The 22,971-nt window shown below is 43.6% G+C and carries 24 protein-coding genes; all 24 read right to left on the bottom strand.

All coding sequences use genetic code 11. The features are described from left to right. Positions 1–39: 39 nt before the first annotated feature. Positions 40–2,157, bottom strand: a complete 2,118-nt coding sequence (locus LP107_RS03155; protein ID WP_264675952.1) for a PhoX family protein — start codon at positions 2,155–2,157, stop codon at positions 40–42. 184 nt (positions 2,158–2,341) lie between these two features. Next, a complete protein-coding gene (gene gshB / locus LP107_RS03150; RefSeq protein WP_112742563.1) occupies positions 2,342–3,292 on the bottom strand; it encodes a glutathione synthase in 951 nt (316 codons plus the stop codon). Positions 3,293–3,313: 21 nt separating this feature from the next. Then, positions 3,314–3,769: a type II toxin-antitoxin system VapC family toxin gene (locus tag LP107_RS03145; protein ID WP_112742564.1), complete on the bottom strand. Its 456-nt coding sequence runs from the start codon at positions 3,767–3,769 to the stop codon at positions 3,314–3,316. Further along, entirely contained in the window at positions 3,766–4,005 is a 240-nt protein-coding gene (locus LP107_RS03140) for a hypothetical protein (protein ID WP_078273914.1), read from the bottom strand. The genes LP107_RS03145 and LP107_RS03140 overlap by 4 nt, the downstream gene beginning before the upstream one ends. Positions 4,006–4,013: 8 nt before the next feature. Beyond that, positions 4,014–4,652 (bottom strand): orotate phosphoribosyltransferase, encoded by a 639-nt coding sequence (gene pyrE / locus LP107_RS03135; protein WP_078273913.1) that lies wholly within the window; start codon positions 4,650–4,652, stop codon positions 4,014–4,016. 124 nt (positions 4,653–4,776) lie between these two features. After that, complete coding sequence (locus LP107_RS03130) at positions 4,777–7,125, bottom strand: TonB-dependent receptor domain-containing protein (RefSeq protein ID WP_112742565.1); 2,349 nt, start codon at positions 7,123–7,125, stop codon at positions 4,777–4,779. Between the two features lie 175 nt (positions 7,126–7,300). Continuing rightward, on the bottom strand, positions 7,301–8,179 hold the full coding sequence (tsf, locus tag LP107_RS03125) for a translation elongation factor Ts (protein ID WP_112742566.1): 879 nt from the start codon (positions 8,177–8,179) through the stop codon (positions 7,301–7,303). A gap of 138 nt (positions 8,180–8,317) precedes the next feature. After that, positions 8,318–9,070: a 30S ribosomal protein S2 gene (gene rpsB, locus LP107_RS03120; protein ID WP_112742567.1), complete on the bottom strand. Its 753-nt coding sequence runs from the start codon at positions 9,068–9,070 to the stop codon at positions 8,318–8,320. Positions 9,071–9,369: 299 nt separating this feature from the next. Then, positions 9,370–9,825, bottom strand: coding sequence for a chemotaxis protein CheX (locus LP107_RS03115; protein ID WP_029103043.1), 456 nt, complete (start codon positions 9,823–9,825; stop codon positions 9,370–9,372). Positions 9,826–9,960: 135 nt separating this feature from the next. Continuing rightward, positions 9,961–10,323 carry a response regulator gene (locus tag LP107_RS03110; protein ID WP_029103044.1) on the bottom strand — a complete coding sequence of 121 codons (363 nt, stop codon included), beginning with the start codon at positions 10,321–10,323 and terminating at the stop codon, positions 9,961–9,963. Between the two features lie 230 nt (positions 10,324–10,553). Continuing rightward, on the bottom strand, positions 10,554–12,728 hold the full coding sequence (locus LP107_RS03105; RefSeq protein ID WP_112742568.1) for an ATP-binding protein: 2,175 nt from the start codon (positions 12,726–12,728) through the stop codon (positions 10,554–10,556). A gap of 840 nt (positions 12,729–13,568) precedes the next feature. Continuing rightward, the gene (locus tag LP107_RS03100; RefSeq protein ID WP_158079639.1) at positions 13,569–14,660 is read right to left on the bottom strand and encodes an SPOR and LysM peptidoglycan-binding domain-containing protein; all 1,092 of its coding nucleotides are present in this window, start codon (positions 14,658–14,660) and stop codon (positions 13,569–13,571) included. A gap of 137 nt (positions 14,661–14,797) precedes the next feature. Beyond that, positions 14,798–16,117 (bottom strand): bifunctional folylpolyglutamate synthase/dihydrofolate synthase, encoded by a 1,320-nt coding sequence (locus tag LP107_RS03095; RefSeq protein WP_078273907.1) that lies wholly within the window; start codon positions 16,115–16,117, stop codon positions 14,798–14,800. A gap of 125 nt (positions 16,118–16,242) precedes the next feature. Next, positions 16,243–17,130 (bottom strand): acetyl-CoA carboxylase, carboxyltransferase subunit beta, encoded by an 888-nt coding sequence (gene accD / locus LP107_RS03090; protein ID WP_078273906.1) that lies wholly within the window; start codon positions 17,128–17,130, stop codon positions 16,243–16,245. 70 nt (positions 17,131–17,200) lie between these two features. Further along, entirely contained in the window at positions 17,201–18,019 is an 819-nt protein-coding gene (gene trpA / locus LP107_RS03085) for a tryptophan synthase subunit alpha (RefSeq protein WP_078273905.1), read from the bottom strand. A gap of 121 nt (positions 18,020–18,140) precedes the next feature. Then, the gene (locus LP107_RS03080; RefSeq protein ID WP_078273904.1) at positions 18,141–18,614 is read right to left on the bottom strand and encodes an HNH endonuclease; all 474 of its coding nucleotides are present in this window, start codon (positions 18,612–18,614) and stop codon (positions 18,141–18,143) included. Next, positions 18,614–19,816 (bottom strand): tryptophan synthase subunit beta, encoded by a 1,203-nt coding sequence (gene trpB / locus LP107_RS03075; protein WP_112742569.1) that lies wholly within the window; start codon positions 19,814–19,816, stop codon positions 18,614–18,616. The genes LP107_RS03080 and trpB overlap by 1 nt, the downstream gene beginning before the upstream one ends. Positions 19,817–19,836: 20 nt before the next feature. Then, the gene (locus tag LP107_RS03070; RefSeq protein ID WP_264675953.1) at positions 19,837–20,214 is read right to left on the bottom strand and encodes a type II toxin-antitoxin system VapC family toxin; all 378 of its coding nucleotides are present in this window, start codon (positions 20,212–20,214) and stop codon (positions 19,837–19,839) included. Between the two features lie 8 nt (positions 20,215–20,222). Continuing rightward, on the bottom strand, positions 20,223–20,459 hold the full coding sequence (locus tag LP107_RS03065; RefSeq protein ID WP_078273901.1) for a hypothetical protein: 237 nt from the start codon (positions 20,457–20,459) through the stop codon (positions 20,223–20,225). 8 nt (positions 20,460–20,467) lie between these two features. Continuing rightward, complete coding sequence (locus tag LP107_RS03060) at positions 20,468–21,220, bottom strand: SDR family NAD(P)-dependent oxidoreductase (protein ID WP_264675954.1); 753 nt, start codon at positions 21,218–21,220, stop codon at positions 20,468–20,470. 10 nt (positions 21,221–21,230) lie between these two features. Beyond that, a complete protein-coding gene (locus tag LP107_RS03055; protein WP_208624044.1) occupies positions 21,231–21,473 on the bottom strand; it encodes a PIN domain-containing protein in 243 nt (80 codons plus the stop codon). A gap of 173 nt (positions 21,474–21,646) precedes the next feature. Continuing rightward, positions 21,647–21,883, bottom strand: a complete 237-nt coding sequence (locus LP107_RS03050) for a hypothetical protein (protein ID WP_112742571.1) — start codon at positions 21,881–21,883, stop codon at positions 21,647–21,649. Positions 21,884–21,894: 11 nt separating this feature from the next. Continuing rightward, positions 21,895–22,296 carry a hypothetical protein gene (locus LP107_RS03045; protein ID WP_078273898.1) on the bottom strand — a complete coding sequence of 134 codons (402 nt, stop codon included), beginning with the start codon at positions 22,294–22,296 and terminating at the stop codon, positions 21,895–21,897. Between the two features lies 1 nt (position 22,297). After that, positions 22,298–22,954, bottom strand: coding sequence for a phosphoribosylanthranilate isomerase (locus tag LP107_RS03040; RefSeq protein WP_078273897.1), 657 nt, complete (start codon positions 22,952–22,954; stop codon positions 22,298–22,300). Positions 22,955–22,971: the final 17 nt, after the last annotated feature.

Genomic DNA, 22,971 nt, shown 5'->3' with positions numbered 1-22,971 from the left:
CGTGTACAATGAAAATATCCGTTTAAAAGGCAGGAATCCCTACCCCTCCAGCAACTCCGCCAAAATCACGCCACCGTCTTTTTTGGTAATCACCACCGTGCCAGAGCGTGGGGTTTTGCCCCCTGCCACCGCCCCAAATGTACCCTCAGGGTGTTGAATATTGATAAACAACGCCTTACAATCAGGGGTTATGGTAATGCCTGTTACTTCACACCCTTTTGGTCCGACAAAAAAGCGTTTTAGCGTGTCGGGCGTGGCTTTTGCCCCCATGTGGGTGGTTTTGCCTGTGCTTGTGGTCAGGCTCGCCCCGTCTCCGATGTGGTTTGGCAGACTTACCAGTAGCATACAGTTGGTCGTTTTGGTGTACGCCCCGTCATCGGTCTGAATCCACAGCACGCCACGGGGGTCAAAAAACAGCCCATCAGGGGACGATAAGTCATTCTCGGCGGTCAAGCCTGATAGGTTTTGCTCGTGCTTGTCATGGGGAGATGCAAACAGATAAATATCCCAAACAAACGTACCACCTACGCCCCCTGCCGTCTCGGCAAAGCGAATGATATGCCCGTGCTGATTGCCCTTGCCGTCATAACTTCTAGGGTTGGCTCCGTTCACGTCTTCTTCTTTACGCTTAGAATTGTTGGTCAAAGTTACATAAATCTCACGAGTCAAAGGGCTTACCGACACCCATTCAGGTCTGTCCATTTTGGTCGCTCCCACCTTATCGCCTGCCATACGGGCAAACACGGCAATCTCGGCATCGTTCTCAAAGTCGGCAAGCATGGGATTTTTCTTGGACAGCTCACGCCACTGCCCCGTGCCGTCATCGTGGAACACCGCCACAAACAGCGTGCCTTTATCCAGATATTTATCGCCCACCGCAAGCCCACCGCCCACATCGGCATTCGTCCATTTGGCATCGGAGACAAATTTATAAATGTACTCGCCCCGAGCGTCATCGCCCATATAAAACACAAGCGGTTCGCCTTCGTTTGGTGGGGCAAAGGCGCAGTTTTCATGAGCAAACCGCCCCAAACTTGTGCGTTTGACCGCTTTTGCTTTTGGATTAAAAGGGTCAATCTCGGTGATATAGCCAAAGGTGTTAAAGGTATGGCGATAATCGTCCGTGGCGGTTTTGCCTGCCTTGGCGGTGATGTCCCAATGGTCAAACTCGCCTGCCTGTCCGTCCTTTGGCGTGTGCCAACTGTACGCAGGGTCGCCTATCGTGTCTTCTTTTAAGCCATATCGGGCAAGGCGTTTGTCGTTTTTGTCGCCGATGATGTCCTTATCCGCCCCACGAGCGAACACGTTCAAAAAATTCTCTTCGGTCGTCAAATACGTCCCCCAAGGCGACAGCCCTGCCCCGCATTGGTTGTTAATACCCACGCTCGACAAGCCTTGTGGGTCAAGGCGTGTTTTGACAAATTCACTGCCCTTTGCCACGCCTGACAATTGGGCTGGCGTGCCACTGGTGTAGCGTTTGTTAAAGGGTGAATCCTTGATGAGCTCATAACCTGTGGGCGTGCGTTTGACTTCCACCACCGACACACCATGAGCGTGAATCTCACGGCGAACGTCATTGGCAAGTCGTCTTTTTTGAGAAATCTTGGGAGCGGTGTCGTCTTGGTCGGAGTAGTTTTCAATGGGATTTAGGTTTGAGTTGGTGTATTCGTGGTTCATGGCAAGCAGTCCCCGTTCGGACACATCGGGGGCGTCACTGCCGTTTTTTAAGCCAAAAAACCACATTCCGTCATGGTTGTCGCCCATGCGGTATTTAAAAGATTTGCCCACTACCATACGGTCGTCCGTCCACTCGCCAAGTCCGCTGACAATGGGCATTCCCATAGGCAAAATCAGCTCGGCACGGTAGCCGTCCGCCACAATCATGTCGCCCCCTGTGTAATGGGGAACGGCGGTAAATTTTAGGGCGGTTGGGCGTTTGCCTGCCCCATTGGTTGCTATTGTTGTCGTGCCTTCTCCTGTGGCACAGCCCATAAGGAGCAATGAGCTAAAGAAACTTGCAGGGATAAGCCCTGCCCCACCCTTTAAAATGGAGCGTCTTTTGATGAGCATATTGGCAAATTCGGGGTTGTCGGTCGGGTTTGAGTCTTCGATGATTTCGTCATCGTGGTCTAGGTCGGTGTTGCTGTGCAATGGCATGGCGTACTCCAAAAGTTATCAAAGTACGCATAGGATACGAGCTTTTTATGACGGTTTTGTGAATGGTTTATGATGATTTGATGAAAATTACCGCAGTTAGTAAGGGCGTGATGAACACGCCCACGTGGCATTTCCTTAGAGTAAATTGCAATTTACCCCACAATCATAATAAATCAACCACAACTTATTTTACCAAATTTTCAATAAACTCAATAAAATCCACCGCAATGGTTGTGCCACATTGCTCGTCAATCTCACGCACGCACGTTGGCGAAGTTACGTTAATCTCGGTAATTTTTGCCCCGATAAGGTCAAGCCCCACAAAATACAAGCCATTTTCCACCAAAGTAGGGGCGACTTTTTCGGCAACGGCTCGTTCGGTGTCTGTCAGTGGCATGGCAACGCCACGTCCGCCCGCCGCCAGATTGCCCCGAGTCTCGCCCCCTTGCGGGATACGAGCCAAACAAAACGGCACAACCCTGCCACCAACAATCAACACTCGCTTATCACCGTCTTTAATCTCGGGCAGGTATTTTTGAGCCATGATAGGCAAAGTTCCTAATTGGGTCAACATCTCCAAAGTTGAGCCGATATTGGGGCTATCTGCCGTCAAACGGAAAATCCCCATACCACCCATGCCGTCAAGCGGCTTGACAATCACGTCTTGATATTCATCAATAAACGAGCGAATGTGCGACTGTTTGGCGGTAACAATGGTCGGACTCATGAGCTCGCCAAACTGCGTGGCAAAGAGCTTTTCGTTACACGCACGCACCGAGTTTGGGTCGTTTGCCACCAGCACGCCTGCCCGTTTGGCGTATTCTAATAGGTGCAAGGCGTACAAAAAATTCATGTCAAAAGGCGGGTCTTTACGCATCAAAATCACGTCAAATTCGATGGCTTTGACGGTTGATTTTTCGCCCAATTTATAAAAATCATCAGGATTTTTAAAGACTTCCACGTCCTGTTTATCCACGCACAGCTCGCCCTTATCAAGCCACAAATCATGAATGCTACAATACGCCAAGCCATGCCCACGCTCGGCTATCGCCCACATCATGGCAAGGGAGGTGTCTTTTTTGTAGTTAATGGTGGCAATATCGTCCATGACGATAAGAAAGTTAAGTTTTTTCATCAGATTTTCCAGTTAAAAATTTTAAAAAATACCACGCCAATCTGCCAACGCACAGACATTGCCATGCTTTTTGGCTTTGGCGATATGGCGAGTGTCGGCACTGACAAACGTGATGTTGCGATTGATTGCCATTGCCTGATAAATGCCGTCATACATGGACGGATAGCCACTTTTGGCATTGCCGTCTTGGCAGATTTTGGTCGCCAGTTGCCAGTCGTCAAAGTCAGGCACTTGTAACACCAAATTGGTCGCCCGATAAGCTGCGAGTAACGTCAATATCTCATTTAACTCAATGTGCAATCGCACGCAAACCGAGATAACTTCATAATCAAAAAGTGTCGGAGCAACGATTAAAATATCGTGAGCAATGCAATAATCCAAAAACTTAAAGGCTAGCGGGCTGTCATGTTCGGCGTGTAGCAGTTTGACAAAAACATTGGCATCAATCACCACACTATCAGCAAAATAAGATTTCACACCTGTCCGCCTTGTCGCAACTGATAAATCATATCCGTGGTAGAAATGCCGTCAGGTACTTTGTCAGACTGGCGTAGCGTTTGCATTTTTTTAAGCAGTTTTTCCTTGTTGATTTGATAAATTTGTTTGGCAAGCACTTCGCTGACAAACTCTGACTGCTCATCAAAAAGCACAAGCTCGTCCAACTGCTTGGCAATACTTTCATCAATCACAAACGTTCTTTCAACCACCGCCATAACGCCCCCTATACGCCATACTGCTCACGGTAGGCTTGCATTTTTGCCAAATGCTCGGTCTCGCCTTTGTCTTGCAAAAAGGTGATAATATCATCAATATCCACCAAGGCAAACACAGGCACGCCAAAATCATCTTTGATTTGCTCTACTGCCGAACGCTCGTCCTGCCCACGCTCTTTACGGTCAAGGGCGATGACAATCCCCGCAAGGCTCGCCCCTGCATTCCTTAAAATCTCAACCACTTCACGCACAGCCGTCCCTGCGGTCATGACATCGTCAATCACCCACACCGATTTGCCTGACAAATCCGCTCCGACAAGGTTGCCCCCTTCGCCATGCGTTTTGGCTTCTTTGCGGTTATAGCCCCAAGCGGTGTCAATGCCATGCGAACGCCATAGGGTCTGAGCGGTGGTCGCCACAAAAGGAATGCCCTTGTACGCCGCCCCAAAAATTGTGGGATTATCGCCCAACTGCCCTGCCAAAATATCGGCATAGCCGTTTGAGAGCATATCCAATGCCTTACCGCTTGACAATAGCCCTGCATTAAAAAAATAGGGACTAACACGTCCTGATTTTAGGGTAAATTCGCCAAATTTTAAAACGCCATAATCAAGCAGTAGCCCAATAAATTCGTTTTTGTTAAACATAAAAATCTCCGATAAAATAAATGATTACAATAAATCGTAAAATAATCTCTATTGTACTCTGTTTTGACAAATTTCCCAAATTTTTTACAATAAAAAACGCACCGAGATAGTGCGTTTTTTGTCATTAAAATCGTGCTGTGACACCAACGGTAAAAGCTCTGGCAGGTAGCGGGGCGATATAACGCAAGGGTGAGTTATGCGGGCGAGCATCCTCATTAAGCAAATTTGTACCACCAAAACGCAACGTCATCGGACTGCCCAACCAATACACGTCTTTTTTCACATCTGCACTGATAAGTGTGTAGGCAGGTAGTGCTGTCTCGCTTTTGGCGTTTTGATAACGCGGCTCATCATAATACACACCATTAATACCCACTTGCCAATCCTGATACTGCCACTTCACCCCAAGTCCGTAGCGATTGGTTGGCATATTTGGCATATAGATACCGTCGTTATGTAAAGCCACTTCACCAGCATTTAGATGTTTGTTTTTAACCAAATCAGCAAATGACGATATCGTCATACTGCCATAACGCCCCAAATCAAAATCTCGACTCACATCTACTTCAAAACCCATTACCTGAACGTCATTTTGTTGCCAGTATTTTAATGGCATCCTCGCTCCACCTGTAATCGCCCCACTTGACGCCATATGAATGTAGTCGGTGAACTTATTTGCATACACTGATGCATTTACATCAAAATCCGAACCATCAAATGATACAGACAATTCTTTGCTTTTTACCCGCTCTGGTTTTAGGTTTTGATTGCCTTCTTCGTGTGCCATGATGCTATAATGTAAATTGGATGCATAAAGCTCATTAATGTCAGGTGCTCTTTGGCTATCGGCATAGCGAGCCTTAATGCCCACTCGGTCAAACGGACGAAAAGATGCTTGGATATCATAGCTATCTAGCCCATATTTTCTGCCTTCTAGCTTTGTATTCTTGGCGTTACGATGTGTGGCAAAGTCACCCACAATATCGTGTTCAACACGTTCATGGCGGTAACCCAATGTCAAATCCACAGGCTTAAATGATAGCGTTTCTTGTAAAAACACCCCATAAGTTGTTGTATTCACATTAGGCAGATACACCGATTCGCCCGCTCCTTGAACCTGTCTTTTAGAGCCGTTTACCCCTACCACACCCGACATAAATGATTGGGGCTGATGATAAGCCGATGTGGCAAATTGACTGGTGTGAAAACGGTAGTCATTAGCCAACTGCTCCCCCACATTCTCTTTACTCCGCTCATCAACCCAACCAGCATGAACGGTCATACGATTTAGCCAAGGCGAAGCATGATGTGTCTGTGCTTCGACGGCCAGTTTATTTTGCGTGCCATCAATACGCACGGGCTGACCGCTTTTATAATCAAGCCCTGCTCCTAGATTTGACATGGAAAAACCCGGCAGTCCATAGCGACTGTGCTTTGTATCAGCAGATAAAGCGATGTAATTGCTTTTGCCATGTCCTTGCCAAAAATAACTACCTGCCACGCCCAAGCGATGATTTTCAAGATCGCTGTTGCCTAGCTTCTTATGATAATTTTCGGTAATGTCCAAAATTTTATCCACTTTCTCTACCTTGTCGGGGGTACCTGCGACATAATAGGGATTGTCTTTATATCTGGGATTTGGCGTATTGGTGAACACATCTGCCAATTCAAGTCCCCAATCGCTGTATTTATCATGAATCTTGCCCGTTGTCATGTCATAATAATCGGGCATATAGTATTTTTTGGAAGCGATGTTAAATTCGCTTTTGATGACAGGCTGGCGTTGACATGAATTCACCAAATTCATGTCATAGCCAAGCCCGTATTGGTTACGTGAAATTAATTGACTATCACACACACCCGCCTTACTTGCCCCCACAATGTCGTAGCCATCTAACTGCTGAGTAGAATACAAGACATTGACACTGATGTTTTTTTGGTTGTTAAAATTCGCCTTGATGCCATGCGAGTCAATGTCATTAAAACCTTTTTGCAAATGCACTTCAAGCCCCACAGGCTCATCATTAAGATACTTTGGCACAAGACCGCCATCAATCTCTACGCTACCACCGATGGCATGACCACCTTCTTTTACGACATTATTAAACTTTTGCACACCAACCAAACGATGAAATACTGGGTCAAAAGCGACATTTGTCCCTGCACTCATGGCATTTAGCCCATTGACCACCATGCCATTCTCTGTGATATTAACTCGATTGCCAGATAAGCTACGCACCACGGGCGAGCCTGCATGCGGACCAAAACTACTACTCTGCATGCCTGAGATACCTTTAACTGCATCACCGAGTGTTTTATTGTCTGATAATTTATTATAAATATAAGTGGCGTTTGGTGCTTTCTCATCAATATAGATGGTCATTGCAGGTAATTGAACATTGGGCAACTCTTCTGCCATTGCCGTCTGAGCCAATATCGCCAACATCGTCAAATTTAATGTACGTAAATGCATAATTACCTCAAAAAAAGATATATTATTGCATAACCATTACATAAAAACAACAAGTATCTTTGCAGAAATTCTAAACAACAGCCCAAATCCCAATCTTATATCACAACATAAAAACCCGTTAGTATAGACAACAAAAAACCCAATCACAAGATTGGGTTTTTTAGGTAGTAGCATATTAACCTTGGGCGGCAGCTTGGGCAGCAGCAACTTCGGCAGCAAAGTCTTCTTGCTTTTTCTCAATGCCTTCGCCAACTTCTAGGCGTTTAAAGCTAATAACAGTGGCATTTTCGGCTTTTAGCACGTCGCCAACTTTTTTGTCGTTGTCAATGACATAAGGCTGATTTACCAAAGTCACTTCGTTTAGGTACTTTCGAACACCACCAGTAATCATCTTCTCGACAACCGCTTCTGGCTTACCTGATTCTTTGGCTTTAGCTTCGATGATGTCTTTTTCACGAGCTAGGATGTCAGCAGGCACACTCTCTTCGTTTACCGCCAGTGGGTTGAAGGCAGCAACTTGCATGGCAACGGCTTTACCAAGCTCTTCTGAACCACCTTCATAAGACACCACAACACCGATACGCAGACCGTGACGGTAAGCGGCTAGGTTAGCACCTTCGATGACTTCGGCACGGCGAACTTGTACGTTCTCACCGATTTTTTGTACTAGGGCAACACGGGCTTCTTCTACGCTCACGCCATCTTCATAAGACAGTGCAGAGATAGCAGTCACGTCTGTGGTGTTGTTTGCTAGGGCAAGCTCAGCCACTTTGTTAGCAAATGCGGTGAAGTTTTCGTCTTTGGCAACGAAGTCAGTTTGGCAGTTTACTTCTAGTAGGAGTGCTTTGCCAGCCGTTTGGGCGATGATGATGGCACCGTCAGCGGCGATGTTACCTGCTTTTTTGGCGGCTTTGGCTTGACCTGATTTACGCAGGTTGTCAATGGCAAGCTCGATGTCGCCATTTGCTTCTTCTAGGGCTTTTTTGCATTCCATCATGCCAAGACCAGTACGGTCACGGAGTTCTTTTACGGTTTTTGCAGATACTTGAGACATGGATTTTACCTTTTAAACTTATTTTAAATATTAGCATATCATACCATCATGAATGCTTGACGACAAATTTATCAAAAAAGGCATGAACGTTTATGCAGACATTCACGCCTTTTGCTTTATCAAACAGTAATTTGATAATTATTCAGCTTTCTCAGCGTTTGCTTCTTGCTCTTGCTCGCCACCTTTGCCTTGAGTTTTGGCATACTCTTTACCTGCGATGATGGCATCAGCCATGGCAGTGGCATATAGAGTTACAGCACGAATGGCATCGTCATTGGCTGCGATGACATAATCTACGTTGTCAGGATTTGAGTTGGTATCGACCACGCCAATCACAGGAATGCCTAGGTTTTTGGCTTCTTTAATGGCGATGGCTTCATGGTTAACGTCAATCACAAAAATCGCATCAGGCAGACCATTCATATCTTTGATACCACCCAAAGCACGCTCTAGCTTTTCCATGTCACGGGTACGCTCTAAGGCTTCACGCTTGGTTAGCTTGGCAAAGGTGCCGTCTTCAGCTTGCTTTTCTAACTCTTTTAGGCGAGTGATGGATTGGCGAATGGTTTTCCAGTTGGTCAATGTACCACCCAACCAGCGATGGTCGATATATGGCATGCCTGCACGTTGTGCTTGCTCACGGATGGCTTGACCTGCAGCACGTTTGGTGCCGACAAATAGGATTTTGTTACGGTTGGCTGCTTGACCGTTAGCAAAGGTTAGAGCTTCATTGAACTGCTTAACAGTGTGTTCAAGGTTGATGATATGAATGCCGTTACGAGCACCAAAGATGTATTGATTCATCTTTGGATTCCAATAGCGGGTTTGGTGACCGAAGTGAGCACCAGCTTCTAACAAGTCACGCATAGCGATTTGAGTAGGATTTGACATGATGTGTCCTTAAAGTTTGGGTTATGCCTCCACGAACGAGTCTTAACGAATTTATCTTAATAAAGCCACAAAAGCATAGCAAGACAAACACCCCGATAAGCCAAAAGCAAGTCCTATGAAAATAAAAGCGTACATTTAGGACTTTAATTCGTGTGTGTCATTAAAGTTAAAAGTAAATGCTTAAAAAGCCATTTATTATAGCATAGATTGATCTTCTTGACAACAAAATCCGTCCACTCACCAATAAACTTTTAAAGTTATTTGCTTTGTGGGGGGGGGATGTATGACAAAGGTTAGAATTAACTGCTATAGCCCACACAAATGCCAATCACGCCATCATGCTCACGCCAATGAAAAGGAATGACATAGGTACGCTTGTCTTTGGGCAAGAAATTTACACTTGGCGCCCCATCAACAATCTTAGGTGGCGAGATGATAAAATCTGAACCAAACTCTGTGCGTGCGTTACCCGATACCGTATTTGCCACTTCACCAATAAGGTCTTTTAATAGCGCCAAAGAATTCTCAGGCTCACCTAAAGTGATGAGCAGGTCACGCAGTAGTGGGGTCTCTGCACTCACATATACACAGCCCGTCAAAGGACCTGTAATGGTAATAATACCACTATAATCATAAGCCAATGGCGTGGCATTACTGTTTAAATAAGGGGTGTCCACCTCGGTTAATTTTTCACCAACTTGGTCAAAAAACGCCATCACTGAGCTGATAAAAACATTTAATTTTTCTGCTTTCATAATACTTCTCTTAATTTCTGTGCCATGCCCTATGTCAAAATAATTTTTCAAGTAAAGCAGGCAGGAAGCCACCCAAGGACTTCCATTGGTTACAAATTCTCAACAAGCGTACACTTAACACTCATCAAACAACAATCAGTCATGCATTAACTCATCGAGTGCTGCAATGAGTTCTTCGTCAGAAAATGGCTTGCATAGAAAACCGCTAGCACCTAGTGATAATGCTTGAATGCCTGTGGCTTTGTCAGAAAGTGCTGAAACCACCAAAATACGCACCTCTTCATCTAAAGCAACCAGCTTTTCAATGCACTCCAAACCATCCATCTGAGGCATGGTCAAATCCATGGTCACAACATCAGGTTTGTGCAGTTGAAATTTTTCAACTGCGTCCGCCCCATTGGATGCTGTGGCAACCAACATGAATTTTTCGTTATTGTAAGCACGTTGAATGCGATTTCTGATGATGTTTGAATCATCAACAACCATTAATTTATACATATAAACTCCATTATAATACCCGCAAGCCTTCTAAATAATACAGCACTTGCAGGTTTTTGTAGGGTGTGCCTACCCTTGATACATTTTTATGAAATATGATTAAAATTCAACACTTTCATTTAGGACGTACCTACCATTGATGATGTTTTATCAAATTCGGTAGAAACTTAAAGTTTTGATTGATTTTTTCATTGCAAATATCAAAGATAAGCATACCCTATTAAAATTAATCACATAGGCAGTTTAATTACAAAGCGACAGAATTGACCATCTTCACTTTGAACATTAATTTTACCACCAAATTCCTTCACACGATCTTTGACAATGTCTAGTCCCACGCCACGACCTGCATCTTCATCGGTTTGGTCTTTGGTGCTAAATCCTGATGAGAACAAGGTGTTCAATAAGCGACTCTTTTCAAAGGCATACACCTCATCTTCAGTATAAGTGCCTTTGGCAATAATACGCTGACGAATCGCTTCATAGTCAATGCCCCTGCCGTCATCTTCCATACTAAAAATAAAGTCGCTCTTATTATCTCCTGCGTAAGACTGCACCATTACTTTTACAGTACCCATCTCGTTTTTGCCATTTTGGACACGAGCGGTGGGCGAGCCAATACCATGAACAATGGCATTACGAAGTAGCTGAACACACAGTTCTTTGGTGACGGTTTTTAGGCGTGCAGGAATCTTTTGACCCTCCAACCCTTGAGTGTCTAGTTGTACAAGTTTACCTTGACGTTCGGCAATGTCTTGGGCAAACTGCTCTAAATACTCACCCAGCTCTTCTTTGGCATCCACAGCTTCTTCTTTTGCCACCTGAGTCATTTCACTTCTTAGGTAGTCTTCTTGGACTCTGGCACTAACCTCTTGACAACCATGACTCATCATATTACGTGCTGCTGCATTGATACGTTCGCCCAAACCAGCAATGGTATTAGACAGACTTAACAACTCATCTAGATGCACCGTTAATGGCAAGAAATCATTACCTGAGAGTGTTGCTTGGTTTTGTAATGCATGCAGTTTATTTTCTGCCTCAGAAGCAATCTTGGTAAAACTGTGTAGCTTAAGGGCTGACGCTTCACCTTTTAAGCTGTGCATTTCACGATACAGTGACTTAGTTTTGTTTTGCAGTTCAAATTGTGAGCTACCAGGGTTTTTCAAGGTGTTGTTCATTTTCTCAATATGCTTGTGCGTATTGTCAATGAACTCACTAATCACACCAGGGCTTACGTTCAAGATGGTGGTAAGCATCTCAATCTGCATGTCATTTTGGACACGTTCTTGTTCTAGACGTTGCTCTAGACGTACCGCATCTGAGATGTCATTAACGTTCACCAAGATACGAGCAATGTCTTTGCCTTCATATACCCGAGAGAATTTAAAGTCAAGATAGCGATTCTCACTGGTACCATCTTCACTCTCACGCTGAATCATTACCTTATTTAAAGGGTTTAAGCTGTCCACCAGTTTTTCTTTAACACGTGGGTTGTATAGCTGGTCGATGAATTTTTGTGTGGTGTCAAGGTCTTTATCTGAGATACGATTACGAAGCACAGTGGTCAAGTTCTCGCCACCTAAGCGATTAGTACCGATGATGTCACTCAGGGCTTTTGAGTGTTGCTGACCGATGTTTAGGTCTCTGTCAAGCAGGAACAAACCGGTGTTTACCGTCTGCATGATCTCAGCGGTTTCTTGACGTGCCGCTTCGGTCTTAGCATCCGACTCACGCAGACGTCTTAGCACGATGAGAATAAACACGGCAAAATACGCCAAAATCGCACCCACCCCAACAAGCTGAATAATACGAATATTGCGAGCCTGAGTTTCGGCAATGTTCGTTACGTCAGAAGTTAGATCATGCAAAGCGTCATTCATCGCCAAAGATGAAATTTTGGCTTGCTCACCTACCAAACGCAGTGGCGTACTAGAATCTGCAGTAATGTCGCTTGCCACCGCCAGATACACATCTACCCTAGGTTTTAGAGCATTCCATTGTTCTTGTGCCGCCTTTAACTGGGCGATTGCACTTTCATCTGTCACCTTTGGCAGCTGATGAGCATCACCATGCAAGTCATGGTAGATACCAGCATTTTCAATGGCAGTCAAAGTTGCATCAATAGATTTACTGGTGGCATCTAGACGAGTCAATACCGTTTTCATGTGGGGGGACGTGATGTCCTCACCATAGCTTAATTGCATGTCAAAAATATCTTTAATGAGTGACTGCGTGTCGTTAGCAACCCAATGTGTGGCGTTCGCCAAGGTAGAGTTGCGTTCTAACACGTTTGATGCATAAAACGTAAATGCAAGCAAGACAAAAATCAATGCCATAAAAAGCGACATCGAGAGAATCAAACCCTGATAACGCCCTGTGGCTGGTGTGGCATTTTGAGACATAAATACTCCTAACGAGAAGTGACTGATAACCTTATTGTGGCGCTATACATTCCTTTAATATTTTTATTACATCATAAAAATACCCGAACCAAGCAACAAGGCATCTTATTAAAGTCCGCCCAAATCATATCATCACACTCAAAACCATCATGGAATGACCCCATCAGCCATCGCAACAGGTTGTTACAAGTGTTACAGATTTATTTCAAAATTTGGGCATATACCTAACATTATAACACAACCAGCACAATTATCATCAAAAAATTATTAATTTATCAGGGCAATTGCACTTATATTTAATTTTCAGCAAGGCAAATTACCCTCATAAAGAAATCGTCAATTTCCAGACATAAATCATTAGGGCGTGCCTACCATTGATAACATTTTATTGAAATTTGATTAAAATTATTGAAATTTGATGATTTAATCAATTTTTTCACGAAAAATGGCCATTCGACCACTTAATCGTGTGAATTTTCAAGATTTTAACTTAATTTCTTTAAATTAAGTGGTCGGATTGTTTTTCTGCGTCAAAAACTTGTCTGATAAAAACTCACAGCCTACGATTTTTTCTTGACAAATGTGCGATTTTTCTCTTTTTTTATTGCAAATACCAAAATTTAACACGCCCTACACAGATTTATTGATAAAAATACCAATCAATCCCACCAAACTTGTTTTGTGATAAAACCATCAATCCTTATCGCTCATTACTTATTTTTGTAAAATTTTATAGCCCATTCATCCCACCAAAAAATCGCACAACTTCATCGGTCATGAGACTATATTTTATCACGGTTAATCAATCACAATAATCAATTTATCCAAACCCTCTTAGAGCTACTGCACACGTTTTACCCATGCACCACTGCCGTCCACACGACTGTCGTTTTTGATTTTGTCACGCAAAGCGGTGGCGGCGTCTTGGTTTTTCTCTGAACCGACCAGTACTCGTACGCCACGACTGGTCTGACTGGTACTGACCTTATAGCCAGCGTTTCGGTATCTTTTGGCAAGCTCATCAGCTTTGGCTTGGTTGTCAGCCAGCGACACCTGCACGCCATAGCGGGCATTACTATCGCCGTCACTGCCCTTTTGGCGGGCTTCTTTTAGGCGTTTATCAGCACTGGCGGCGGCAGCTTTTTGGGCTTCTCGCTCTTTGGCTTCTCGCTCTAAGCGTGCCACTTGTGCTTTTGATGGGATTTTGATGGTTTTGCCAAGCGGTAGGGGGTCGTGTCGCCCCATGTTGTTGGCTTCGGCAAGGGCGGAGACAGGCACGCCATACTGACGAGACAACTTAATCAAACCGTCGCCACGCACCACTTTGTGCTGACCATTATTGGCATTTTGTGGGGCTTCATCACGGGCTTTTTTGGCTTGTTCTTTTTTCTCTTTCTCAGCTTTGTCTTTCTTATCCTGTGATTTTTGGGCTTTTAGCTTATCGGCTTTGGCTTTCTCGTCCTGTTCTTTTTTGGCTTTTTCTTTGTCGTCTTTTTCACGCTGTTCTTGCTCTTTTTTGGCTTTTAGCTCTTTTTCTTTGGCAAGTTTTTCCAAGAGTTCACGCTTTGCCTGTGCCTTGGCGACAGCAATGGCTTCGGGGCGTGTTTCCACCGTCAACGTGTCGGCAGGCGTGGCTGTGGCTTTTTGCTCAGCGGTCGCCTTATCAAGAGCCAGCTGCTGGGCTTTTTCTTGGGCTTCGATGAGTGCCATGGCTTCTTTTTCTTGGGCAAGCGTGCGAGCTTCTCGGGCTTCTTGTTTGGCGCTCAAAAGTTTGCTCTCGGTCGCCATGTCCACGGTCAAAGGCTCAACGGTTGGGCGAACCACGCCGTCATCGGCAGTGGTCGCCACGTTGTCTGTTTGGGGGATGGTCTTAGCAGTTTGTACGTTTTGGGCGGTGTCGCTTTGTCCTTGATTGACGGCATATAAAATCACACCACCACCCAAAACCAAACTTAATCCTAATAATAACTGTTTTGAAATCATCGTCTTATCACGTCTGTTAGTAATGTTTTTATTTTACCATAAAAGACAATAAAGCCAATCGGATTTATCCTGATTTTACAATTTTCTTAGACAGAACGTGGGTCATCCGCTAGCCCCAGCGCAATCAAACTCTCGCCTATCGTATGAAACGAGCCAAAACACAAAATCACGTCATCATGATTCGCCTGCGTCTCCACACTCTCTACCGCTTTAGCAATGTTGTCATGGGCATAAACGGTACTGTTTGGCAAATGCGTGGCGATTTTGGTGTGTAGCTCATCCACTGCCACCGCTCGCACATTGTCAATCTTACCAATATGCCAAGCGGTGATGGGCAACTCAAAACTGCCAATCAAGGTTAATACTTCATCAATGTCTTTATCAGCAAGCATGCTAAATAAAAAATGCAATTTGGTATTTGGATTACTGTTTTTAACATTTTGCCAAAAAGGGATAAATGATGTCATCAAAAAACTAATGCCATGCGTATTATGCCCAACATCAAAAATCCATTGTTTGCCATTTATCATTCTTTTATCAAATCGCCCTGATAATTTGATATTGTTTAAGCCGTTTTTAATATCGTCTATGCTGACGGTTAATTCACTTGCCAATATCGCACTGATGGCATTACTGGCATTAATCAGGGCGATATTTGGTTTGGGCAAATCTAATGCCATCGCTCCATTGGCATATATCCAATTTTTATCATGTGCTTGATAAATAAAGTCCTTACCATATTGATAGTATTTGGCGTTTTTGTCATGAATCATTTGGGATACGCTATTAGGCATATCACGCTCGCCATATATCACAGGCATATCATCACGGATAATCCCTGCTTTTTCAAAACCGATTTTTTCTCTATCATCGCCCAGCCAATTAATATGGTCAATGCCGATATTGCTAATCACGCCAATATCAGGGGCAATGATATTCACCACATCAAGCCGTCCGCCCAAACCAATCTCTAATACCCAAACATCGCATTTTAATTCTTTAAAAATCCAAAATGCCGATAACGTCGTCATTTCAAAAAATGATAAAGAGACATCGCAGTCCGTGCGAGCTTTTTCACAGGCATTAAAGGCTTTTATCAATAACTCATCATCAACATCTACCCCATTGATTTTAATGCGTTCGTTAAAACTTATCAAATGAGGGGATTGATACAAGGCGGTTTTGTAGCCAGCTTGGGTGCAAATCTCGCTGATGAGAGCGGTGGTCGAGCCTTTGCCATTGGTGCCTGCGACTGTAAGGACATAGGGGCGGTGTGGCAAGTCGTCTTTTAATACGCCCAACGCTTGGGCGACAGGTAGCACACGGTCAAGCCCCATGTCAATGGCGGAGACATGGATTTGACCCAGATAATTAAGCCAATCGGAGAGGGTTTGGAGGGTGTTCATGGGTGTTTTTGGTGTTAAAAATTTAGGGTATTGTGCATGATTTTTGGGGTTTTTTCAATAAAATTTAAGGGCGTTAAAAGAAAAACCCCATTTAGCAAGCCAAATGGGGTGTTATGCGTGATGATTTAGCTCACATTCGGCAATTTCATCATCTTGGTCAGCAGTCTATACACCGTATCCACAAGCTCATGGCGGTGTACCACCATATCCACCGTGCCTTTATCCAGCAAAAATTCGGCACGTTGGAACGGTTCATCAAGTACTTCACGCACGGTCTGCTCAATCACTCGCTTACCTGCAAAGCCAATCATCGCACGTGGCTCGGCAATATGCACATCACCCAGCATGGCAAGACTTGCCGTAACCCCGCCATAGACAGGGTTGGTCAGCACCACGATATACGGCACGCCCGCCAAACGCAAGCGTTCGATGACCGCAGACGTGCGAGCCATTTGCATGAGTGATAGCAAGCCTTCTTGCATTCTTGCCCCACCGCTAGACGCAAAGCAAACAAGCGGTTTACGCTCGGCAAGGGCTTTTTCGCCCGCCATGACAAACCTATCGCCCACCACCGAACCCATAGAACCGCCCATAAATTTAAAATCAAACGCACAAGCAATCAGCTCCAAATTCTTGATTTTGCCATTCATGGCAATCAAGGCTTCGCTCTCGCCCGTGGTCTTTTGGGCTTCGCTCATACGCAAGGGATAAGGCTTGGAATCCGTAAATTTTAGGGGGTCGCCTGCTTGGTAGTTTTGCCCAAGCTCGCCTGTAATGCTGTCAAAAAACCACGCCAACCGCTTGCGAGCCGACATTGTCAAATGGTGGTCGCAGTCGGGGCAGACGTATTGATTAAAAATCAAGCTGGTGTTGGTCGTCAGCGTGTGGCAATTTGGGCATTCTGTGGACGGCTCGGTCTCCACCGCAGACGGCTGAACGATACGGTCTTGCTTGATAGACGGTACAGGGCGGTTTAGCCATGTGGTTGGCGTTTGGGCTTGGGTGTCAGTCATGGTATTCCTAATTCAATATCCAAATAGGCATAGTTTACAGTTGTTTTGATGATTTGGCAAATGGTTTTTGTTAAAGGCCATCAATGGCTTGGCGTAACTCGTCCATTTTTGAAAGCACCTTATCAATGGCAAGCTCCAGCTTGTCCTTGTCATCGCCCACATCAGCAAAATGACGCACCAATTCACTACCGACAATCACACCGTCCGCAAACTTGGCAACCGCTTTGGCACTTTCACCGTCTTTTATCCCAAAACCCACACAAACAGGCAAATCGGTATCGGCTTTAATGGATTGGACTTGGCGAGCCACTTCATCGGTATCCAATGCCTTTGAACCCGTTACGCCCTTGACCGAGACATAATAAATAAAGCCTGTGCCGTGCTTTAATACCGCTTGACGGCGGTCGGCTTGTGTGGTTGGGGCAAGTAAAAAAATCTGATTGATGCGTTTGTCGGCAAGTCTTTTGGACAGCGTGTCGTCTGTTTCATTGGGCGGTAAATCGACAAGCAATAAGCCATCCACACCATTTTGTGCACACAAAGTTAGAAAATCATCATAACCGATAATTTCCACAGGGTTTAAATAGCCCATTAACAAAACAGGTGTTGTGGTATTGGTCTTGCGAAATTCGCCCACCATTTGCACGGCTTTTTTGGTACTGGTGCCAGCGTTTAAAGCTCGCTCACCAGCTAGGCTAATCACCTGTCCGTCCGCCATTGGGTCGGAAAATGGCAAGCCAATCTCAATGATGTCCGCCCCTGCCGATACCAGCTCGTGCATTAAATCCACCGTAACGGACGGATTTGGGTCGCCTGCCATAATATAAGGGATTAGGGCTTTTTTGTTTTGCTGTTTTAGGGTAGCAAAGGTTTCTTGAATTCGAGTCATCATTTATTCCTATTTAGAAATTTCTAATGGTAAATTTAATAAACGATAATTTTTATTATCCTATTACAATTAAATTTACATGATTAATTTGCGAAAGTTAAAATGGCATATTGATTTTAACCTATTTAATACCTTTCTTTAATTCACGCATTTTTGCCACAGCATTATCAAAATCTTGTTTTGCTTGATTGATGATGTTATTCATTTCTTGCTGTATGCGTAAATCCATGATTTGACAATCTTTTTGATTGTACCAAGATTGGATTTTTTCATAACGTTTTTGAAAAACTGATTTTGGCAAATTTTGGCATTTTAATGTTAAAAATAATACCCAATCCTGCTCACGCTTTTCATCGCCATTGCAATGACGGCACGCCAACACAAAATTATGCTTGTGATTTGTACCGCCATCGCTGATTGGGATTAAGTGGTCTAAATGTCCGCTTCGTTCAGTGATTTGACAATCGCAATACGCACAGCGATGATTAAAATATTGCCAAATTTGCCGTTTGTCGCTGGTTGTGGGATAGCCAAAAATAATTTGCGACAAGCTTCGCCCAATGGCGTTTTTTGCCCTTGACGGAGTCACGGACATTAAATCTCAATCCCGTCAATACTCATCACGGTATGCAAATCTTTATCGCCACGCCCTGACAGATTGATAATTATAGACTTATCTTTATCCATGGTTTTGGCAAGTTTTAACGCATAAGCGACCGCGTGCGAGCTTTCTAGGGCAGGGATAATGCCTTCGGTTTTGGTCAAAATACGAAAGGCTTCTAGAGCTTCATCGTCATTGATGACAGGGTAATTGACACGCCCAGCGTCCTTTAGAAAGCTATGCTCAGGGCCCACACCGGGGTAGTCAAGCCCTGCCGATATGCTGTGCGTGTGCAAAATTTGACCATCATCGTCCGCCATAAGGTAGGTGCGATTGCCGTGCAACACGCCCACACGCCCTGCATTTAGGGGGGCAGAATGCTCGCCTGTGTCAATGCCGTGTCCGCCTGCTTCCACGCCATAAATCGCCACACTTTCATCATTCAAAAACTCATAAAACAGCCCCATCGCATTTGAGCCACCACCTACACACGCCACCAAAGCGTCAGGTAATTTGTTTTCTTTTTCAAGGTGTTGTAAACGAGCCTCTCGTCCAATAATTGCCTGAAAATCTCGCACCAAAAGCGGGTAAGGGTGCGGACCTGCCACCGTACCAATCACATAATAAGTATCGTCCACATTGGTTACCCAGTCTCGCATCGCTTCGTTCATTGCGTCTTTAAGCGTGCGAGAGCCACTTGTTACAGGCACGACTGTCGCCCCCAAAAGTTTCATACGATAGACATTCATTTTTTGGCGTTCTACATCGTCCGCCCCCATATAGACCACGCATTCTAGCCCCAACCGTGCGGCGATTGTCGCTGTTGCCACACCGTGCTGACCTGCCCCTGTCTCGGCAATGATACGCTTTTTACCGACCAATTTTGCCAAAAGTGCCTGACCGATGGTGTTATTGACCTTGTGTGCACCTGTGTGGTTTAAATCTTCTCGTTTAAGATAGATTTTTGCCCCGCCTGTTTCTGCTGTTAAGCGTTTGGCAAAATACAAAGGCGTGGGACGACCGACATAATTCACCAAATCGTCATTATACCCTGCCCAAAATTCTGGGTTATTTTTGACCGATAAATAAATGCGTTCTAATTCTTCCAACGCACTCATCAAAGTTTCGGACACAAAGCGTCCACCGTGGATACCAAAATGCCCTGATGTATTGGGGAATTGGGTGTAGTCTGTCATAGGGATTTTCCTTTAATTTTTCACCAAATAACATCAATTGGAAATGCCATTATTTCATTATCACAACTGATTGATGTTAAATTTTCAATTTGAGCTTGAGCGGACAACATTCTATCAAATGGGTCTGAATGTTTTAAGGCGTATTCGCCTGATAATTTGGCGTGTCGCCAATTTACCGACAAAGGTTTAAAATCAGCATCAATCATTAGCTCTTCAAAATTTTCTAATATTTTTTGAGCTTTGCCTAATTTGCCTTTTCGGTGTTTGGTTGCCATTTTCCAAACACTTGCCGAACTGACATAAATTTGATTATCATCATTGGTTAAAATATCAATGGCTGTTCTGGATAATTTCTCAGGTTCGGTATAATACCACAATAAAGTATGGGTATCTAACAAATATCGCTTTACCATTTTTCCAATTCATCCTTATCCAAAGGCTCATAAAAAGCAGGGTCAGCTTTATAATCAGATAATCTGCCTAATTGTTGTTGGCGTTTGCTGATTTTTGCTTTTGGTTGTTCATGGATTGAAAATGGCTCGTCCAAAAATACAACCATAACTTGACTGGGTTTATCAAATGGCGGTAATTCATTTAATGAAATTTTACCACCTTGATAAATGCCGCTAATTGTATAATGCATAATTTTTCCTATATATCCTTCACGACCGTCAATCCCGCAAAAGTTTGGGCGACAGGCATGACTTCTAGTCGGTTAATATTAATATGTTTGGGCTGATTGATAAGCCATAATACCATATTACTAATGTCTTCAGGGCGAATAAATTCCACATTTTCATAAACCTTGCCCGCACGGTCATCATCGCCATAAAAACGTACGTTACTAAACTCCGTGCCACCGCACAAACCAGGTTCTATGTTGGTAACTCGCACTTTTTTGCCAATCAAATCGGCTCGTAAATTGAGACTAAACTGCGTAACAAATGCCTTAGTCGCCCCATAGACATTCGCTCCAAAATACGGATAATTGCCTGCCGTTGATGAGATATTGATGACATAGCCGTCATTTTTGGCAACCATAAATGGTAAAATCTCGTGCGTGATATTAACAAGCCCCAAATTATTGGTATTTATCATCGTTTGCCAATCGTTAATATCCGCTTTATCGGCAGATTCCAAACCAAGTGCCAACCCTGCATTATTGATAAGCACATCAATATTTGCCAAAATGTCATTAGGCAAAGTTTGCAAAGCCATTTTTGTGGCGGATATGTCGCCAATATCAAAGCACAGCGGAATAAAATTATCACCAAGGTCGTTTTTTAATTCATCAAGTTTATTTTGACGGCGACCTGTGCCAATAACGGCAAAGCCGTTTTTAATACAATCAATGGCAATTTGTTTGCCAAAACCTGATGTTACGCCTGTGATTAGAATGTTCATAGATTTTTCCTTAAATAAATGGATTGATGATTTTTATGGGTAAATTTGCAAAATCTTTTTCATTGCGAGTTACCAAGATAAGATTATGATATTTAGCAATGCTGGCAATCCAAGCGTCATTCTCTGCTCGTGGATTTGGTGTATGAAATTCGGCACAAATCAAACTAATATCAAAATTAATGGATAAAATTCTACCACCAAAATAAGGCATTACAAAATTATCAAACCATTCTTTTAAATGCTTGCCTTGCATTGGGTCTTTTCGCTCTTTTCATAAAACGCCACAATATAATTCCATTATCACGACATCAAAAGTAAAAATTTGACTTTTTGGTTTGTCTTTTATCCAATCTACAACACCTAGATTGGCTTTGCCTGATTTGATTTTGCGTAATTCTGAAATAATATTATTATCCAACAAATACATCAATCAAGCTCCAAAAAGCGATTTTGGCTGGAAATAGGGTCGACTTCATCAAACTCAATATCCGATACATCAGCCCCATCATAAGCAATTGCCCATTCGTATAAGGTTTGGTTATTATCCATTTGATTACCTATGGTGCTGGTAACAATTTTTCCTTGATTAACAAAGTTAATTTGTTCGCCTTGTATGATGGCTTGTTGCACCATTATGAGTAATAAACTAATTTCTACAATCATATTTACTCTTCTTATCTTATCTGATTAATAATTGCGTGACTATCTTTGGTTAAAATTTTGGTGATTATACCATACTTAACGCACATAATGCATATGCACAAAAACCAAAAAATAATCCAACATAAAAACAATATTAACCAAATTAACCTTCTATATCTAAAATACCAAAATCCAGAACCCAAACTTAGCATAAAACACGCAGATAAAAAATAAGTTTGTTTAATAGCTTCAACGCCTTCATGATAAGTGGTTCTAGCACCCCTAACACCGCCAATGCTAATTGCCTGTTCAGTTAAGGCAATAAAAATCATCGTGCCAAATACTATCATTCCCAAAATACCAGCACACCAAATGATGATTTTTAGACTTTTATCGTGATTGTCTCGAATGATTGGTTTGCCAATTTGACTCATTTTATTTTACCATATTTTTTATAAACTCACTCATTTTAATTTCACACTTCACCCCCTTTTCCTTTTCAATTCCCCCACTGACATCAACGCCTTTTATTTTTGCCATTAATGCTTGATTGTTCACAATTTCGCCAATCGCATCAGGCGTTAATCCCCCTGCCAAATAAATCGGCAAAGGCGAATTGTCAGGGATTTTTGTCCAATCAAAGACAAGCCCTGTTCCGCCATACGCCGTATCGCTAAAAGCATCCAAAATCACGCCACTTGCTCCGTACGCTTTTAATGCGTTGATTTGATTTAACAGCGTGTCGCTGGTGTCGTCATTTTTTACCCGAATGGCTTTTATCCAGCGTTTATTAACCGCACGGGCAAGCGTTTGGCACTTAGCAGGCGTTTCATCGCCGTGAAATTGGATAATATCAAAGGCGACTTCTTTTGCCAAATTGACAAGTTCATCCTGCCCCATATTGACGACCAAAGCAACAATCGTGGTAAACGCTGGCACGGCTGACACAAGCGTCTGGGCGGTGGCAATGCTGACAGCACGGGGGCTTAGCGGATAAAACACCAGTCCCACCGCATTCACGCCAAGAGCAATGGCGGTCTGTAAATTGTCCGTGCGAGTAAATCCGCAGAATTTGACGGCTAAGTTTTTCATTTTAACGACTTATTTAT

This window comes from Moraxella bovis (assembly GCF_025985205.1).
Classification (GTDB): Bacteria; Pseudomonadota; Gammaproteobacteria; order Pseudomonadales; family Moraxellaceae; genus Moraxella; species Moraxella bovis.
This window is presented reverse-complemented; position numbering and strand designations above follow the sequence as displayed.

What these genes read in the sequence shown, in the direction of transcription:
- LP107_RS03155 (WP_264675952.1), bottom strand. Translation starts at nt 2,157, where the DNA reads ATGCCATTGCACAGCAACACCGACCTAGACCACGATGACGAAATCATC.
- gshB (WP_112742563.1), bottom strand. Translation starts at nt 3,292, where the DNA reads ATGAAAAAACTTAACTTTCTTATCGTCATGGACGATATTGCCACCATT.
- LP107_RS03140 (WP_078273914.1), bottom strand. Translation starts at nt 4,005, where the DNA reads ATGGCGGTGGTTGAAAGAACGTTTGTGATTGATGAAAGTATTGCCAAG.
- pyrE (WP_078273913.1), bottom strand. Translation starts at nt 4,652, where the DNA reads ATGTTTAACAAAAACGAATTTATTGGGCTACTGCTTGATTATGGCGTT.
- LP107_RS03130 (WP_112742565.1), bottom strand. Translation starts at nt 7,125, where the DNA reads ATGCATTTACGTACATTAAATTTGACGATGTTGGCGATATTGGCTCAG.
- tsf (WP_112742566.1), bottom strand. Translation starts at nt 8,179, where the DNA reads ATGTCTCAAGTATCTGCAAAAACCGTAAAAGAACTCCGTGACCGTACT.
- rpsB (WP_112742567.1), bottom strand. Translation starts at nt 9,070, where the DNA reads ATGTCAAATCCTACTCAAATCGCTATGCGTGACTTGTTAGAAGCTGGT.
- LP107_RS03115 (WP_029103043.1), bottom strand. Translation starts at nt 9,825, where the DNA reads ATGAAAGCAGAAAAATTAAATGTTTTTATCAGCTCAGTGATGGCGTTT.
- LP107_RS03110 (WP_029103044.1), bottom strand. Translation starts at nt 10,323, where the DNA reads ATGTATAAATTAATGGTTGTTGATGATTCAAACATCATCAGAAATCGC.
- LP107_RS03105 (WP_112742568.1), bottom strand. Translation starts at nt 12,728, where the DNA reads ATGTCTCAAAATGCCACACCAGCCACAGGGCGTTATCAGGGTTTGATT.
- LP107_RS03095 (WP_078273907.1), bottom strand. Translation starts at nt 16,117, where the DNA reads ATGAACACCCTCCAAACCCTCTCCGATTGGCTTAATTATCTGGGTCAA.
- accD (WP_078273906.1), bottom strand. Translation starts at nt 17,130, where the DNA reads ATGACTGACACCCAAGCCCAAACGCCAACCACATGGCTAAACCGCCCT.
- trpA (WP_078273905.1), bottom strand. Translation starts at nt 18,019, where the DNA reads ATGACTCGAATTCAAGAAACCTTTGCTACCCTAAAACAGCAAAACAAA.
- LP107_RS03080 (WP_078273904.1), bottom strand. Translation starts at nt 18,614, where the DNA reads ATGTCCGTGACTCCGTCAAGGGCAAAAAACGCCATTGGGCGAAGCTTG.
- trpB (WP_112742569.1), bottom strand. Translation starts at nt 19,816, where the DNA reads ATGACAGACTACACCCAATTCCCCAATACATCAGGGCATTTTGGTATC.
- LP107_RS03065 (WP_078273901.1), bottom strand. Translation starts at nt 20,459, where the DNA reads ATGCATTATACAATTAGCGGCATTTATCAAGGTGGTAAAATTTCATTA.
- LP107_RS03060 (WP_264675954.1), bottom strand. Translation starts at nt 21,220, where the DNA reads ATGAACATTCTAATCACAGGCGTAACATCAGGTTTTGGCAAACAAATT.
- LP107_RS03055 (WP_208624044.1), bottom strand. Translation starts at nt 21,473, where the DNA reads ATGCAAGGCAAGCATTTAAAAGAATGGTTTGATAATTTTGTAATGCCT.
- LP107_RS03050 (WP_112742571.1), bottom strand. Translation starts at nt 21,883, where the DNA reads ATGATTGTAGAAATTAGTTTATTACTCATAATGGTGCAACAAGCCATC.
- LP107_RS03045 (WP_078273898.1), bottom strand. Translation starts at nt 22,296, where the DNA reads ATGAGTCAAATTGGCAAACCAATCATTCGAGACAATCACGATAAAAGT.
- LP107_RS03040 (WP_078273897.1), bottom strand. Translation starts at nt 22,954, where the DNA reads ATGAAAAACTTAGCCGTCAAATTCTGCGGATTTACTCGCACGGACAAT.